14 protein-coding genes are annotated in these 15925 nt (G+C 33.7%); 1 reads left to right on the forward strand and 13 read right to left on the reverse strand.

Annotation, left to right across the window (positions count from 1 at the left end; translation table 11 throughout):
• Positions 1–17 precede the first annotated feature (17 nt).
• From FS85_RS16090 to FS85_RS0106545, 10 genes are all read right to left on the reverse strand, one after another.
• The gene (locus FS85_RS16090; RefSeq protein ID WP_010135309.1) at positions 18–596 is read right to left on the reverse strand and encodes a Crp/Fnr family transcriptional regulator; all 579 of its coding nucleotides are present in this window, start codon (positions 594–596) and stop codon (positions 18–20) included.
• A gap of 67 nt (positions 597–663) precedes the next feature.
• Positions 664–981, reverse strand: coding sequence for a DUF6122 family protein (locus FS85_RS16865; RefSeq protein ID WP_071585704.1), 318 nt, complete (start codon positions 979–981; stop codon positions 664–666).
• Positions 968–1603: a WbqC family protein gene (locus FS85_RS0106510; protein WP_010135310.1), complete on the reverse strand. Its 636-nt coding sequence runs from the start codon at positions 1601–1603 to the stop codon at positions 968–970. The genes FS85_RS16865 and FS85_RS0106510 overlap by 14 nt, the downstream gene beginning before the upstream one ends.
• A 1-nt stretch (position 1604) precedes the next feature.
• Positions 1605–3164: a signal peptidase I gene (gene lepB / locus FS85_RS0106515; protein ID WP_010135311.1), complete on the reverse strand. Its 1560-nt coding sequence runs from the start codon at positions 3162–3164 to the stop codon at positions 1605–1607.
• Positions 3165–3179: 15 nt separating this feature from the next.
• Positions 3180–3881 (reverse strand): 4-hydroxy-tetrahydrodipicolinate reductase, encoded by a 702-nt coding sequence (gene dapB / locus FS85_RS0106520; RefSeq protein ID WP_010135312.1) that lies wholly within the window; start codon positions 3879–3881, stop codon positions 3180–3182.
• Positions 3882–3883: 2 nt separating this feature from the next.
• The gene (locus FS85_RS0106525; protein ID WP_160162391.1) at positions 3884–4507 is read right to left on the reverse strand and encodes a DUF5683 domain-containing protein; all 624 of its coding nucleotides are present in this window, start codon (positions 4505–4507) and stop codon (positions 3884–3886) included.
• A complete protein-coding gene (locus FS85_RS0106530; protein ID WP_010135314.1) occupies positions 4500–5396 on the reverse strand; it encodes a ParB/RepB/Spo0J family partition protein in 897 nt (298 codons plus the stop codon). The genes FS85_RS0106525 and FS85_RS0106530 overlap by 8 nt, the downstream gene beginning before the upstream one ends.
• An 11-nt stretch (positions 5397–5407) precedes the next feature.
• Positions 5408–6169 carry a ParA family protein gene (locus tag FS85_RS0106535; RefSeq protein ID WP_010135316.1) on the reverse strand — a complete coding sequence of 254 codons (762 nt, stop codon included), beginning with the start codon at positions 6167–6169 and terminating at the stop codon, positions 5408–5410.
• A gap of 139 nt (positions 6170–6308) precedes the next feature.
• Positions 6309–7763: an aminoacyl-histidine dipeptidase gene (locus FS85_RS0106540; RefSeq protein ID WP_010135318.1), complete on the reverse strand. Its 1455-nt coding sequence runs from the start codon at positions 7761–7763 to the stop codon at positions 6309–6311.
• Positions 7760–8392, reverse strand: a complete 633-nt coding sequence (locus tag FS85_RS0106545) for an NAD(P)H-dependent oxidoreductase (protein ID WP_010135320.1) — start codon at positions 8390–8392, stop codon at positions 7760–7762. The genes FS85_RS0106540 and FS85_RS0106545 overlap by 4 nt, the downstream gene beginning before the upstream one ends.
• 84 nt (positions 8393–8476) lie before the next feature.
• Between FS85_RS0106545 and FS85_RS0106550 the strand changes: the two genes are divergently transcribed.
• Positions 8477–9751 (forward strand): DUF2851 family protein, encoded by a 1275-nt coding sequence (locus tag FS85_RS0106550; RefSeq protein WP_010135322.1) that lies wholly within the window; start codon positions 8477–8479, stop codon positions 9749–9751.
• Positions 9752–9836: 85 nt separating this feature from the next.
• On the opposite strand, the gene FS85_RS0106555 is transcribed toward FS85_RS0106550, so the two are convergent.
• The 3 genes from FS85_RS0106555 to FS85_RS0106565 form a co-directional block, all read right to left on the reverse strand.
• Positions 9837–12293 carry an alpha-ketoacid dehydrogenase subunit alpha/beta gene (locus FS85_RS0106555; protein WP_010135323.1) on the reverse strand — a complete coding sequence of 819 codons (2457 nt, stop codon included), beginning with the start codon at positions 12291–12293 and terminating at the stop codon, positions 9837–9839.
• Between the two features lie 81 nt (positions 12294–12374).
• Entirely contained in the window at positions 12375–15122 is a 2748-nt protein-coding gene (locus FS85_RS0106560; RefSeq protein WP_010135324.1) for a gluzincin family metallopeptidase, read from the reverse strand.
• 68 nt (positions 15123–15190) lie between these two features.
• Positions 15191–15919: an LOG family protein gene (locus FS85_RS0106565; protein ID WP_010135325.1), complete on the reverse strand. Its 729-nt coding sequence runs from the start codon at positions 15917–15919 to the stop codon at positions 15191–15193.
• Between the last annotated feature and the right edge of the window lie 6 nt (positions 15920–15925).

A 15925-nucleotide genomic window follows, 5' to 3' on the forward strand; every position in this document is an offset into this window, starting at 1 on the left:
TGCTTTGTTGTTTTAAACTATTCTGTCAATAATTTTTTTCTAATTCTACTTAACTGAATAGGGGTAATTCCTAAATGCGATGCAATATGGTATTGTGGAATTAACTGATCAATGTTTTTAATTTTTTTTCTTAAATCCAAATATCTTTCTGTAGCATTTTTAGATAACAAATCAATCAGAGCTTCTTCTAGTTTAACGTATTCTACCTCTAAGGCTCTATACATAAATTCACTAAACTCTTTACTATCTTGTCTAAATTTCATTAAATCCTCATCTTTGGTTTCTACAATTAAAGCATCTGTTAAACATTGACAACCTATCAAAGCAGGTGTTTTGTCTAATGCAGACTTTAAAGATGTGGCTAACTGACCACTAGAGCAGATATTTTTATTGATTTCCTGAGAATCAGGAGTTTCTTTCATATACGTTCTTGTAACGCCATTTAGAATAAAAAAAACACGATCATTTACTGCTCCAAGTTCGCATAAATGATCTCCAGCTTTGTAAGATACTACTTGAGAGATACTAAGTAGTCTCTGAAAAGCTTCATTGGATAGGGGGTAGATATCCTTGATGAAATTAATTAGAATTTCCATGGTAAATAAATGTAATAATTGTTTTAGGTTCAGTTGATAAATGTAAACTAAAGAAACGAAATATTGCTTACAAAAACAAGCAATCTAGCAAGTCTGTTAACATATGGAATAGTAGTCCTATACCCAATAACCTCGTTTTCTTAAAAAATAAAAATATAAAGTAAACAAATACAGAGGGGTAGCTATGTAGAGGGTGAAAATTAATACTACATCGATTGGGGTCAAAAATGTTTGGATAGGCAAATAAATGGTCTAAATCTACCAGCATTGTGGCTATCAAAACAAAATAATTATACCTCCAATGGTCAGATTTGTAAAGATACGCAATTCCTAATGGAGCTATAAAATGAAGACCATAGTGAATTAAAAAGCTAAAAGAAGGCATTACTTAGTGTTAAATTTTCTAAATAAATACTTGCTGCTGGTCCTTCCATAAACAACAAATCTAAAATACTTAGGTTAGGAATAAAGCCATACTTTTCATCAAAAACTTGGGTATAGGCTGTAAATTCTTGGTGAATTTTTTGTTTGGCCAAACTAAGCTTTCTAAGGTCTAAAGCATGGGTATACGACTTAATATATTCTTTAGTGTTTTTAACAGGTCTTTCTTCTTGTAAAGCATCCATCACAAAGTCGTGACATCTTTTGTGCAATGCTCCCAGCGTTACAGGTTTTTCTTTATAAATGGAGATAATATCATCTTGATAAAATTCAAAAAAAGGAGAAGATCTATAAGCAGACTGTAGACTTTTTAAATGCAAGCTGGGCCAGTCTTCGGCATAATTAATTTCTGTATCTGTAGTTAGTGTTTTTACTCCTTTGTAATGCTTAACGGGAACATTTAACAACAGTTTTCCATTGGCTGCGTAAATATTACAGCGATTACGGTAGCTTTGTTTTTCAAAATTGTCATGAACTTCAAACAAAATCGAATCAGACTGCAAAATAGCTGCATACTGTACTACAGGAGCAAAGTATGCAGGTTGTACTACAATAGTTTGTTGCATGTTATTTTTTTCCTTCTTTTCTTTTGCTCAATACGGTCTTTACAAGGTAATACAATACAACAGCAACTATAAAATATAGAAAGTAAGATTTAGGTTTCCCATCTCCATGAACAGTTGTAAACATACGTTCCCATCTAATTTTTTTATTGATGGCTGTTTCATTCTGATCGATGCTTAACCATATAAATACAGGTTTTCCTACAACATGATCAAAAGGAGTGTATCCCCAATAGCGGGCATCTAACGAACGTTGACGGTTGTCTCCCATCATCCAAAAATAATCTTGCTTAAATTGATAGGTGTTTGTTTCCTTTCCGTTGATAAAATATTTTCCGTCTTTTATTTCTAGGTCATTGTTCTCATACTCAGAAATAATTCTTTTATAAAACGGCATAGATGCTTTGTTTAGCGTAACTATATCGCCTTTAGCAGGAATGTAAATAGGGCCATAGTTATCTTGACTCCAAGCGTATTGTGGATCGTGTGGAAAAACTCCGGGATCATAAACTCCTTTAGGGTCTATACTTCTTTTAATAGAAACAACTTTAGGATCTTTTTTCATCAACAAAGCATGTTCTTTGTCTAAGTTGATAAAATACTGTGTTTTTTCAGAATTAAGTATAGAAGCTTCGCTAGGATTTACTTTGTATCCGTGAATAATTTCATCCGCAGTAAAAGGTTGATTGGTAGTTACGTAATAATTAAATTGAGGTTTTGCTCTATCTGGTAAAACCGTTTTATTCCCATTTATGTAAATGTATCCATTTTTAATTTCTAAGCTATCTCCAGGAATACCTACTGCTCTTTTTACATAGTTGGTTCTTTTATCTATAGGTTTGTAAGTATATTTTCCTGAATTGTCATTCCACATGGTTGCTAAAGAATCCGATGGCCATGTAAAAACAACAATTTCATTTCTTTTTACTTTTTGCAATCCAGGCAATCTAAAATAAGGCAATTCAACTCCTTTAATATAAGACGGCAATGAAGTTCCAGGAATAGAATCATGCACCATAGGCAATGCTAGAGGAGTGATTGGAGTTTTTGCTCCGTAGTGAAATTTACTCACAAACAAAAAGTCACCAATCAATAAAGATTTTTCTAAAGATGATGTTGGAATGGTAAATGGTTGCATAACATAGGTATGAACCATGGTTGCAGCCACCACAGCAAAAGTGATAGAGCTTACCCATTCTCCAGTTTTACTTGGTGGTTTGGTACTTCGGTTTTCGTTGTACTTTAGTTGGTCAAAAATTACATAGTTTAAGTAAAAGTTGTAGAATCCTAAAGATAAAATGGCCAACCAGGTATCTTTGGTTTCAAATTTTCTAAAACTACGTGCTATTTCTACCCAAATTACAGGAAATAGAATAAGATTAATAACAGGTACAAATAAAAGCAACACCCACCATTTAGGTCTTTTAATAATTCCCATTAGTACTACTGCATTGTATATTGGTACCAATGCTTCCCACGATTTTCTACCTGCTTTTTGATACAGTTTCCAAGTTCCTGCAAAATGTAAAACTTGTATGGTTAAAAAAAATACAATCCAGCTCATGTTTTTTCTTTTATATTATAAACCTAAAACGTCTCTCATAGAAAAGACTCCTTTTTTTCCTACAATCCATTCCGAAGCAACTACCGCTCCTAAGGCAAAACCTTGTCTGTTATGTGCTGTGTGCTTAATTTCGATACTATCCACTTCCGAAGTATAATCTACCACGTGTGTACCAGGTACTTCTGGACTTCTGATTGCTTTAATAGGTATGTGTAAATCTTTGCTAGCTTTGTCTACTTCCCATCCTTTGTATTTGGTGTGTTCTATAACACCTTCAGCCAAAGTGATGGCAGTACCACTAGGTTCGTCTAATTTTTGTTTATGATGTACTTCTTCCATTGTAACCTCGTACTGACTTAAATTTTTCATCATCTTAGCCAAGTGTTGATTCAATTCAAAAAAGATGTTAACGCCCAAGCTAAAGTTAGAGGCATAAATAAATGCACCTTGTTGTTCGTTACATAAACTAACCATATCTTGATAGTTTTGCAACCATCCTGTGGTACCAGAAACTACAGGTACTTGGTGTTTTAAACAATTAGAAATATTGTTAACAGCGGCTGTTGGAATGCTAAAGTCAATAGCTACATCGGCTTGAGTAATATCGTATTCTTTTGTGTTTTCATCTACTTTTACTACAATTTCATGCCCTCTGCTTACAGCTATTTTTTCAATAGTCTGTCCCATTTTTCCGTATCCTAGTAATGCTATTTTCATATTTAAAAATTAAGGTTTATGGACAAACCAACATAGTTTTGGTCGCTCCATTGATTTCTCATTAATTTGGGGTCAAAAGAAATTTTATCAGACATGTTAAATTGCAACAAGTGCGCATCTATACTTGCTTCTAAAATTTGCAATGCATACAAACCAATAAAAGTAAGCAAAGAAGTGTCTCGGTTTCTTCGTAAGACCTGTTGTGCGTTTTCTAAACTTGCTAAAGAAAAAGTATTGTAAAACTCGTCAATTTCTCCGGCGGTTCTTTGTTTAAAAGCTTTTCTATATCTTTTGTAAGAGGTGTTATTTATACTGTAATAATACAAACTACTGGCCAATGCTCCGTATACAATGGGTATTTTCCAATATCTTTTGTTGTAGGCTTGTCCCAAACCAGGTAAAACGGCAGAGTAAAAAGCGGCTTTGGCAGGAGACAAAGGATTGAAGTAATCTTCATCTAACAAAAAACTATTGTCGGTTTTCTCTTCTTCAGCTTCAGCTACCAAGCGTTCTGCATTAGCTTTGTTTTCAGTTTCCTTTGTATTGTTATCTGTTGTATTTTGAGATATGGAATACTGAAAGCTTAGTAAAAGCAGTAAACAGGCTATTATATGTTTTTTACTCACCAAGATTTAAAATTGCTTTGATTTGATTAAATTCTTCTTCGGAACTAAAAGAAATAGAAATTTTTCCTTTTCCTTTATCGTTGGAAGTAATAGCAACTTTCTGGCCAAAAAATTGATTGAAAGCTCTTTGATTGTTGGTAACAAATTCAGGAAGTTTTGCGGTAGGCTTGGCAGTTGTATTTTTTCCAGTTTTTAATTGGGATACCAATGCTTCAGTTTGTCTAACAGAAAGTCCGTCTTTTAAAATTTTTTCGTAAACTTCTAGTTGTTTGCTTAAATTGTCTAAGTTGATTAATGCTCTACCATGCCCCATGGTTACAAAACCATCTCTCATTCCTGTTTGTATAATAGGGTCTAATTTTAACAAACGTAAATAATTGGTTACTGTAGAACGTTTTTTTCCTACACGGTCTCCTAGTTCTTCTTGTGTAAGATTGATCTCATCAATCAAACGTTGATAAGACAAAGCAACTTCAATAGGATCTAGATTTTTACGTTGAATGTTTTCTACCAAGGCCATTTCTAGCATTTCTTGGTCGTTTGCTATACGAATGTAAGCAGGAATGGTTTTATTTCCTACCAGTTTAGAGGCTCTGTAACGTCTTTCTCCCGAAACTAGTTGAAATTTATGATCAACTCTTCGAACAGTAATAGGCTGTATAACTCCTAATACTCTAATAGAATCTGCCAGTTCTTTTAAGGCTTCTTCATCAAAAAAAGTTCTAGGCTGAAAAGGGTTTACCTCTATTTGATCTAAAGAAAGTTCTATAATATTTCCTACTATTTCTGTTGCTTTTTCGTGATTGGCTGAGCTAACACTCATATCATTTTCTTTCAACAACGCCGAAAGACCTCTACCTAAAGCTTGTTTTTTTGTTGCTTTTGCCATATAAAATAAGTTTAGTTCTTAGAAATTACCTCATTTGCCAAGCTGATGTAATTTACAGCACCTCTACTTGTTGCATCATAAGCTATAATACTTTCACCATAACTTGGAGCTTCGCTTAAACGGGTGTTCCTTTGGATAATGGTTTCAAAAACCATATCGTTAAAATGGGTTCTTACTTCTTCTACCACCTGATTTGAAAGTCGCAAACGAGAATCGAACATAGTTAATAGCAATCCTTCAATATCTAAGGATGCATTGTGTATTTTCTGAACACTTTTAATGGTGTTTAAAAGTTTTCCAAGACCTTCTAAGGCAAAATATTCACATTGGATAGGAATAATCACAGAGTCGGCAGCGGTTAAAGCATTCAACGTAATCAAACCAAGAGAAGGAGCACAATCTATAATAATAAAGTCATATTGGTCTTTAACAGATTTTAGTGCATCTTTTAGCATATACTCCCTGCGTTCTTTGTCTACCAATTCAATTTCTATAGCAACCAAATCTATATGAGCTGGAATTAAAGAAACATTAGGAGAACTAGTTTCAACAATACTTTCTTCAGGAGTACACGTATGTTCTAAAATTTCATAAGTTCCTTTTTCTACATTTTCAATATCTATTCCTAAACCAGAAGTTGCATTTGCTTGAGGGTCTGCATCAATCAATAAGACTTTTTTTTCTAAAACTCCTAAAGATGCAGATAAATTTACAGATGTAGTTGTTTTTCCTACGCCTCCTTTTTGATTAGCAATCGCAATAATTTTTCCCATGAATAGAATGCTGTTAGTGATGTGTGTAAAAGTACAATTATTTGTGACTAAATTAAAGCTAAGATATTAACAATTATAGTACCATTACAGGCAGTAAGGTTGTAAAATTGTTAACAACTTTGGCTTTAATCAGTTAGTGTTATTTTACAGGAATGTTTTTTAGAATTTCTTGTAAAAAGCACCAAAATTTTTGAACAGAAGGGATGCTAACTTTTTCATCTGGAGAATGTGCACCTCTAATTGTTGGACCAAAAGATACCATTTCCATGGTAGGATAAGGTTCTCCTATAATTCCACATTCTAAACCAGCATGACAAGCATTTACTTCTGGAGCTTCGTTAAAAAGTGTTTGGTATATGTTAGACATTAGTTGTACAATTTCTGAATGGGGCTTGGGTTGCCAACCGGGATAAGATCCGCTGGTTTGTACCTCAAAACCTCCTAAATCAAATGTACTGCTCAATTTCTGAACCAAGTCTTTTTTTTCTGTCTCTATAGAAGAACGTGTTAAACAAGCAATTTCTATGGTTCCGTTTGCTGCCGTTACCGAAGCAAGATTGTTAGAGGTTGCTACCAAATTAGCAATTGCAGCATCCATAGTATACACACCATTATGGCAGCTGTAAACTGTTTGCAAAAAAGTATGTTGGTCTATAGGAGATAATCCTTGTTTTTGATACGTTTGGGGAGACAAACCAAAAGTAATGTTGGGTTCCTTAACACTCCACTCTTGTCTTATTTCTTCAGCAATAGCTTCACAAGCATCTGTAAACTCCATTTCGTTACTAGGTGAAATCAAAGCTTCAGCTTCTCTTGGAATAGCGTTACGTAAGTTACCTCCCGAGAAAGAGATTAATTGAAAATTGACTTTTTGTTGTAGTTGGTATAAGAAACGAACCAAAATTAAATTTGCGTTTCCAAGCCCTTTGTGTATATCCATTCCAGAATGGCCTCCTTGCAATCCGTTTAAGGTAATTTTAAATACAGGTTGATTTTCTGGAATTAAAAAAGGGGTGTATTCTTTTTTGGCTGTGATGTCAATTCCTCCTGCACAACCAATTGTAATTTCATGATCTTCTTCGGTGTCTAGGTTTAGTAAAATATCTCCAGAAATAAAATTAGGAGTAAGCTCAAAAGCTCCTGTCATTCCCGTTTCTTCATCTATGGTAAACAAGGCTTCTAATGCAGGATGCTGTATTTTTTTATCTTCTAAAATACTCATAATTGCAGCCACCCCCATACCGTTGTCTGCACCTAAGGTTGTTCCTTTGGCAGTAACCCAGTCGTTAGCTATATACATTTCTATTCCTTGGGTTGTAAAATCGAATTTGGTATCGTTGTTTTTTTGATGTACCATATCCAAATGCGATTGCAAAGTCACTTTTTTTCTGTTTTCAAAACCAGGACTTGCAGGTTTTTTAATCAAAACATTTAAGGCTTTGTCTCTAGATGTTTCTAAACCTAAATTTTGACCAAAAGCTACCATGAAATCAGAAACCTGTTGTTCTTTTTTAGAGGCTCTTGGAATGGCATTAATGGCACTAAAATTTTTCCAAACACTTTTGGGTTCTAATTGACTGATTTCTTTTTTCATTGAATCTCTATAATGGTTTGGTCTAATGGTTTTCTAACTTTTTTCTCTTTAGCCATAAAGTCATCTTCGGCTCTAAATCCAACGGGCAAGGCAAGTACTGAAGTAAGACCTTTTTCTGATAAACCTAAAATTTCATCATATTTTGCTGGAATAAACCCTTCCATAGGACACGCATCTATTTTTTCTAAGGCACAAACGGTTAGTAAGTTACCTAATGCGATGTATGCTTGTTTGCTAAACGAAAGATGTTTTTCTTCGTCACTTTTGGTATCAAATTCGTTGATTAAAAAATCTCTAAAAGGTTTTAAGACTTCTGTGGGAGTATTTCTTATTTCTTGAACCAAGTTAAAATAAGTTTGTACATCTTTTCCATCAAAATGAGTAGGATGACAAATAACCAATAAATGTGAAGCTTCTACAACTTGTTTTTGACGAAAACTGTAAGCAAGCAATTGTTCTCTAATTTCAGCATTGCTAACCACTACTAAATTTAGTGCTTGTAGCCCGTAAGAAGTTGCGGTTAGGTTAAAAGCTTCTTTTAATAATTGTAATTGGTTTTGAGTAAGTTTTTTGGAAGTATCAAATTTTTTAGTGGCATATCTCCACTTTAAACTGTCTAAAATATTCATGTTGTGTTAATTTCTCTGCAAAAATAAGTTATTTATTTTTTAACTTGTAACAGAACAAACAATTCTGTTTGATAAATATAGGCTATGAAAGAAACTTTTTTACATTGGGTTTGGCAACAGCAGTTGCTAAATTCAACGACTCTTTGTACCACGGAAAAAGAAAATATTAACATTTTTAGAGCAGGAAGATTAAATACATTACAAGGTCCTGATTTTTATGAGGCTTTGATAGAAATTAATGGTCAAAAATGGGCAGGTACAGTTGAGGTTCATGTAAAATCTTCGGATTGGTATGCTCACCAACATCAACAGGATGAAAATTATAACAACGTAATTTTGCATGTTGTATACGAACACGATGTTGATGTGTATGACAAGCATAATAATACCTTGGCTACACTAGAACTAAAAGGTTATATAGACCCTAAGGTTTTGTTAAACTACAACGAATTGATGCGTAATCAAAATCAATGGATTTTTTGCGAGAAAAAGATAAACGAAATAGATGCTTTTATTATTCAAAACTGGTTAGAAAGAGTTTATGTAGAAAGATTGGAAAGAAAAGTTGCTGAAATTGAAATACTGTATGAAAAATCGAACAAAGATTGGGAGGCTACTTTGTTTTTAATGATGTCAAAGTATTTTGGAGGCAATCTAAACGGTATCCTTTTTATAGAAGCTTTTTTACAGGTCGATTTTTCCATCATTAGAAAACAAATGGTCAATCAAAATTTAACAGCATTGTTGTTTGGTTTGGCAGGCTTGTTAGAGAAAAACGACTATGAAGATCCATATTATCTTCAGCTACAACAAGAGTTTTTGTATCTGAAACAAAAATATCAATTAGAAAGTTTAGTTGTGCCTATCGTACATTTTTATGGCTGTAGGCCTCCTAATTTTCCTACTATTCGTCTGGCTCAATTAATAGGCTTGTATCAAAAGGAACATACGCTGTTTGCAAAGCTTATAAGTTTAGGAACAAGTCTAAAAAAGGATCAGGATTTATTTTCTGTTTCTGTAGATTTATATTGGCAAGAACATTACAATTTTGGGAAAACGTCAAAAAAATCACCTAAAAAAATTAGTAAACGTTTTATGGATTTACTATTGATGAATGTTGTGGTTCCAGTATTGTTTTTTTATGCCAAAACAAAAGGTAAAGACACTGCTAATTTGCTAGACTTGATGTACGGATTAGCTCCTGAACACAACAAAGTGATTGAAAAGTTTAAAGCCGTTGGTTTTTCGATTTCATCTGCTTTGGAAACTCAAGCGTTACTTACACTAAAAAAAGAGTATTGTGAAAAAGAACGTTGTCCAGAGTGTGCTATAGGTGCTGCCTATTTTAAAAAAGGATAAAACAAAAAACTAGGTTTTAAGATAAATCTAAATGATTACGGAATCACAAACCTGGTTTTTTGTTTTATTAGAATTTTGAAGATTTTTAATAAAGTTTTGGGAATTTCTTGGGATTTACTTCGTGAAACACATTGTATACACCTTCAAACACATCTTCGTGAGAAGGTTTGGAGAAATAATCTCCATCACTTCCATAAGCTGGTCTGTGCTCTTGTGCAGAGATACAAATAGGTTTGCTATCTAAATAATGGTAAGCATTTTGTTTATCCACAACTTTTTGTAAAATGTATGCCGATGCACCTCCTGGTACATCTTCATCAATAACTACCAAACGGTTGGTTTTGGCAACACTTTTAACAATATGATGATCTAAGTCAAAAGGCATTAAACTTTGCACATCAATTACCTCTGCATTAATACCAGCTTGTGCAAGCTCTTTTTGTGCTACTTCCATTACTATTTTTAAAGTAGACCCGTATGAAACTAGTGTGATGTCTGTTCCTACTTTAATAGTTTCTGCATATCCAACAGGTGTATAAAACTCTCCTAAATTTGTTGGTTTTTCTTCTTTTAAACGATATCCGTTTAGGTTTTCAATCACTACAGCAGGTTCGTCTGTTTGTAACAAAGTATTGTAAAAACCGGCTGCTTTGGTCATGTTTCTAGGAACCAACAGATGCATTCCTCTTAAACAACTTAAAATTAAAGCCATTGGAGAACCTGAATGCCAAATTCCTTCCAAACGATGGCCTCGGGTTCTTACAATTAAAGGAGCTGTTTGTTTACCGTATGTTCTGTAACGTAAACAAGCCAAGTCGTCGCTTAAAGTTTGTACTGCATATAGTATGTAGTCTAGGTATTGAATTTCGGCAATAGGGCGTAGGCCACGCAGAGCCATTCCAATTCCTTGTCCCATAATTGTTGCCTCTCTAATTCCTGTGTCAGCAACTCTTAATTCGCCAAACTTGCTTTGCAAACCTTCTAGTCCTTGGTTTACATCTCCGATTTTACCTGCATCTTCTCCAAAAATAAATAGGTTAGGATGTTTTTTTAATAGTGCTTCAAAATTGTCTCTTATAATAATTCGCGCATCTACTATTTCTTTTTGCTTGTTGTAAGTAGGTAGCTTTTCGGCAATGCTAGAGGCTCCTGTTCCAAAGTCGTTTAGCAATTTAGAACTGTATTTTTCTTGAGCGATAGGTAGGTTGGTTTGCAACCATTTTTGCAATAGTACTTTGCTAGAAATTTCTTCATTTCTAATATAACTCAGAACTTTTCTTGCTGTACTGTAAATTTCTTTTCGGTGTACTTCTTTTAAATCTGCTAAATCGTTACGTAATTTTTGGATGAAATTTTTATTAACACTCTCTTTACAAATCTTGTCTAAAATAGCAAGTAAGCTGTTTTCTTCTTTTTTTAGAGGAGCTAAAAAAGCATCCCAAGCGGCTCTTTTGGCAGCCATTACTTCTTGCTTGGCTTTTTTTTCTATAGCAACAAGTTCGCTTTCATCGTTTACCAAACGTAAATCCATTTCATCACTTTCTAAGTCGAAGTCTAAAATCCATTCACGCATCTTTTTTATGCAATCAAAATCTTTTTCCCATTGTAAACGTTCTTTGCTTTTGTAACGTTCATGAGATCCAGAAGTTGAATGTCCTTGGGGTTGGGTTACTTCACTAACATGAATCATTACGGGTACATGTTCTTCTCTGGCAATAGAGGATGCTTTGCTGTAAACATCTACCAATCCTGAGTAGTCCCAACCGTTGACTTTAAAAATTTCAATTCCTTTGTTGTTTTCATCTCTTTGGAATCCCGTCAGTACATCAGAAATGTTTTCTTTGGTAGTATGGTGTTTTTGATGTACTGAAATTCCATATTCATCATCCCAAATACTAGTTACCATAGGAATTTGTAACACTCCAGCTGCATTAATGGCTTCAAAAAAATGACCTTCACTGGTACTGGCATTACCAATAGTTCCCCAAGCGACTTCGTTTCCTTTATTGCTAAATTTTTCGTAGCCTTTTTGTACTGTTTTTTCTTGACGATATAGTTTAGAAGCATAAGCCAAACCTACCAATCGAGGCATTTGTGCTGCCGTACAAGATACGTCTGAAGCCGTATTGTATTGTTTCTTTAAGTTTTTCCAGTTTCCATTTTCATCCAAACTATGTGATGCGAAATGTCCTCCCATTTGTCTACCAGCAGCAAAGGGCTCGTGATTGATATCTGTATGTGCGTATAAACCTGCAAAGAATTGTTGCGGAGTAAGTTCGCCTAAAGCAAACATAAAGGTTTGATCTCTGTAGTAACCAGATCTCCAGTCTCCTTTTTGAAAGGCTTTTGCCATGGCGATTTGTGGAAGTTCTTTCCCATCACCAAAAATTCCAAACTTTGCTTTTCCTGTTAAAACTTCTTTTCGTCCTAACATACTACATTCGCGACTAAGAACGGCAATGTAATAGTCGTTTAATACTTCTTTTTTAAATTGATGAAAAGTCAATTCATGCTCATCTTTAGAATCTAAAGTAATAGCCATAGATCATTTTATTAGGTGTTCCAAAGTTACGTATTTCTACTGGGATTGGAAAAAATATCAAAAATATGACAAATTAGAAGGTTAAAAGAGTTGTTGTTTTAAAAACTTTACAATTGGTTGTGCTTTTAAAGTAACGGTAAAACGTATGGTGTTCAGGTAGTTTGGGTTGTTGGTAACCCAACCTTCTTTATTATAAATAGGTAGGTAAAGTTCAAAAAGATCGGGAACAAAATTTAGACGAACCCCCCCTTCATAATCAAAAAATGGACGATGAAATTTACTTTTTTGCAAAGATACGTTTTGAAAAGTTTCTATCCATCTCCAAATTCCTACACTGGTGTTTACACTTGTTAACCATTGGTTGGCAAAACCTGGCTGATTTTGGGAAACAAATCCCCCTTGCGCTTTAAAATATTGTTGACTTAAGATTCCACTATTTTCAGATCTTCCCAAGTAGGGGAGTTCAAACAAATAATCGTTAGGAGTGTGTTGATTGTAGCTAAAATAATCACTTTGGGTGCGATTGCTAAAAAAAACTCCTCCAAAAAAACGAAACTCTATAGGTCGTTTGTTGTTGGTTAAGTGACGATATCTAAAATCTAAATTTAATTTTGAAAACTTAGAAGCAACTTCTACACTTGTATTTAATCGGTAATCGTGAATTAATTGATTTTTTCGATACTCGTAATCTACTTTAAATAATTGATATTGGTCTTCATCTGATTTTTCTAAACCAGCAAGTACTTCTTTATCAATAGCTAAATACATTGCTCTTATTTTGTTAATTCCGATAGCTCTTAAATTTTTTTGTTTAAAACTAAAAGAAATGTAAGGTGATAAGGTGTTGTAGTTTAAGTCGTTGTCGTAGTGGTAATTACTACCACTTATACCAAAGCTGTATTCGTAAATAGAAGTCTTTTCTGGAAAAACACGGTAGTTTAAATTAAAACCACCTGTAATACTTTTACTTAAAGTACTATAGGTTGGCTTTAGCATGTATTCAAAGTTTTTGTGCATGTAAGCCTTGTTTTGCAAACTAAGTCCTAAAATTATACCATCGTAATAGTTATAAGAGGCTTCAGGTTTCAAAAAAACTTGATGTTTTCTAGGGTTGTTATAGTCTTTTAAAAGTTTAATTTGTAACGGACGTTCAAACAATTTTGGATGTTTGTTTTTCCAGTTGTTTCGATGGTTGATTTCGGGATATATATTTTCATAGTTCAACACTACTTTGTCTAAGCTATCATTGGCAATAGTTATTGTTTTAGAGCCAGTAAACCCATTGACCCATGTTTTGCTTTTTATTTTTTTTCCTTTAAGTCCATAAACCGCAACAGGTGTTTTAATACTTCTTTTGTTTTTTAGAACCACCTGCACACTGTCTTTTTTAAATTTAGCGGTACTAATTTTATGATCGATTTTTTTCTTTGTTCCCAACCATTCTTTTTGAAACCAAGAAATATCCTGATCTGTATGCTGTTGCAACAACGCTAAAAAAGCATTGGCTGTGGTAGCTTTATTTTGTTGTGTGTATAGAAAATCGGCAATAGTTTTGTCTAATACCTTTTGTCCTACATAATTTTTTAGATACATAAACCCTAGTCCAGCTTTATAGGGAGAAATTACTTTTTTGTTAAAATTAGAGAGATCTTTTAGTGGGGTGTTTAGACTTTGATCTAGATTTTCTCTGGCTGTAATTTGGTGAACTATAGAAAATTTATCAGTAAAATTTTGCTTGGCAATGTTCATACTCCTTACTCCCCAAATTCTAGAAAGGCCTCCCATAATTTTTACATCAGGATAAAATTGCTTCATATATTTTTCAAACAAGTATACTTCTAGACCTTCTACAAACCAATAATCTTTTTTTTTGTCTACTGCTAGCGTTTGGGTAAGATACTCGGTGGTTAACGCTTTAAAAAACTCTGCTTCCCATTTAAACTGATTGGAGAAAGGATGTAGCCAATCAGGTAAAAATTTTAGTTCGTAAATTGGATTTTTATTATACTTATGCTCTTCTACAAGTAGTTGGTGGTTTGGAAAAACGTCTAGTTCTTGTAGTAAAAAGAAGAGCATTTTTTGCATGGTAACACGCTGGTCTGTTAACGGAATTTTATGGCTAATAAAATTGGTGTTAATTCCTACAGGATAAGTTGGTATGTTAAAATAAGGTTTTAAAAAAATAATGCTTAAATCCGCATGGGTATAGTTTTTTCCTTCCAAACTATAGGTAGTGTGAGTTTTGTTGGTTTCTTTGATTGTTTTAAAATCACTGTATAAATGATATCCTAGAGGAGTGGTAAACGTTATTTTATAGTCGGTAGGAGGGTTGTACTGGTAGTTTAAATTCTGATGACTTTCGTACAACCATTGATGTTTTTGAGAGTTGTAAACAGCGGGAGTTAAGTACCAGTCTCTTAAAAAATAATCTACACCTTCGTAACCGTGCCCCGTAAATTTAGCATCAGGAAGTTGTATCAATACATCCAACGTTACTACCAAACTATCTTTGGGTACTAAAAAATCATCCAAAGGAATTTCTACCAAATCTACCTGTTGTGCGGGTATTTTATAAGTTGCGTTTTGTTGGTTGATGGTCGTGTTGTAAAGTTCGCTAAACCCTTTTTCTTTGGTAGGTGCAAAATAAAATTCGGTCTTGTAATCTTCTAACAAACGTTTGGCTAGGGGAGTTGAGTTGTCTTTGTAGCTGTTAGCCCAATTTCGTAAAACTATTTTTTTTAAAGTGTCTGTGCTGTTGTTGTAATAAATAATTTGTTGTTTTAGCTTTAATTGTTGTTTATCAGGTAATAATTCAGCGTTTATAGTCAATTGATTATTTTGACTATATACGCTGAACGTGGTTAAAATTAAAAAGAGGTTAATGAATAACTTCAAGATTAAAAGTTAGGTTTTAATTTGTACTTGTTGTAAAAGTTGTTTAGATGTTCTACGGCTTCGTCGGCAGAGTCTACCAATCGGAAAAGGTTTAAATCTTCAGGGCTAATTGTTTTGTACTCATCTAACAATCGTTCTTTGATCCAGTCTAACAATCCAGACCAGTATCTTTTTCCAACTAAAACAATAGGGAAACGTCCAATTTTTTTAGTTTGTATTAGTGTAATTGCTTCAAACAATTCATCCAAAGTTCCAAATCCACCAGGCATAACTACAAAACCCTGAGAGTATTTTACAAACATGACTTTTCTAACAAAAAAATAATCAAAGTTGATGTTCTTGTCACGATCAATCCAAGGATTGTTGTTTTGTTCAAAAGGTAAATCTATATTTAGGCCTACTGAAGTTCCGTGTCCTTTGTTAGCTCCTTTGTTTCCTGCTTCCATAATCCCAGGACCACCCCCTGTAATAATACCAAAACCACTTTGGGTTAATTTGTAAGCAATCTCCTCTGCCAATAAATAGTTGGTGTCTTTAGGAGAGGTTCTAGCCGAACCAAAAATACTTACACAAGGGCCTATTTTAGACATGGTTTCAAAACCATTTACCATTTCGGACATAATTTTAAAAACGGCCCAAGAGTCATTAGTTTTAATTTGATTCCAATCTTTTTGGATAAACTTATTGTAAATTCTAGACTCTTCTTGTTCTTGTTGTTCCTTTTCTGTCATAATTTT

The sequence above is a fragment of the Ochrovirga pacifica genome, assembly GCF_000220525.1.
GTDB lineage: Bacteria > Bacteroidota > Bacteroidia > Flavobacteriales > Flavobacteriaceae > Ochrovirga > Ochrovirga pacifica.

What these genes read in the sequence shown, in the direction of transcription:
- FS85_RS16090 (WP_010135309.1), bottom strand. Translation starts at nt 596, where the DNA reads ATGGAAATTCTAATTAATTTCATCAAGGATATCTACCCCCTATCCAAT.
- FS85_RS16865 (WP_071585704.1), bottom strand. Translation starts at nt 981, where the DNA reads ATGCCTTCTTTTAGCTTTTTAATTCACTATGGTCTTCATTTTATAGCT.
- FS85_RS0106510 (WP_010135310.1), bottom strand. Translation starts at nt 1,603, where the DNA reads ATGCAACAAACTATTGTAGTACAACCTGCATACTTTGCTCCTGTAGTA.
- lepB (WP_010135311.1), bottom strand. Translation starts at nt 3,164, where the DNA reads ATGAGCTGGATTGTATTTTTTTTAACCATACAAGTTTTACATTTTGCA.
- dapB (WP_010135312.1), bottom strand. Translation starts at nt 3,881, where the DNA reads ATGAAAATAGCATTACTAGGATACGGAAAAATGGGACAGACTATTGAA.
- FS85_RS0106530 (WP_010135314.1), bottom strand. Translation starts at nt 5,396, where the DNA reads ATGGCAAAAGCAACAAAAAAACAAGCTTTAGGTAGAGGTCTTTCGGCG.
- FS85_RS0106535 (WP_010135316.1), bottom strand. Translation starts at nt 6,169, where the DNA reads ATGGGAAAAATTATTGCGATTGCTAATCAAAAAGGAGGCGTAGGAAAA.
- FS85_RS0106540 (WP_010135318.1), bottom strand. Translation starts at nt 7,763, where the DNA reads ATGAAAAAAGAAATCAGTCAATTAGAACCCAAAAGTGTTTGGAAAAAT.
- FS85_RS0106545 (WP_010135320.1), bottom strand. Translation starts at nt 8,392, where the DNA reads ATGAATATTTTAGACAGTTTAAAGTGGAGATATGCCACTAAAAAATTT.
- FS85_RS0106550 (WP_010135322.1), top strand. Translation starts at nt 8,477, where the DNA reads ATGAAAGAAACTTTTTTACATTGGGTTTGGCAACAGCAGTTGCTAAAT.
- FS85_RS0106555 (WP_010135323.1), bottom strand. Translation starts at nt 12,293, where the DNA reads ATGGCTATTACTTTAGATTCTAAAGATGAGCATGAATTGACTTTTCAT.
- FS85_RS0106565 (WP_010135325.1), bottom strand. Translation starts at nt 15,919, where the DNA reads ATGACAGAAAAGGAACAACAAGAACAAGAAGAGTCTAGAATTTACAAT.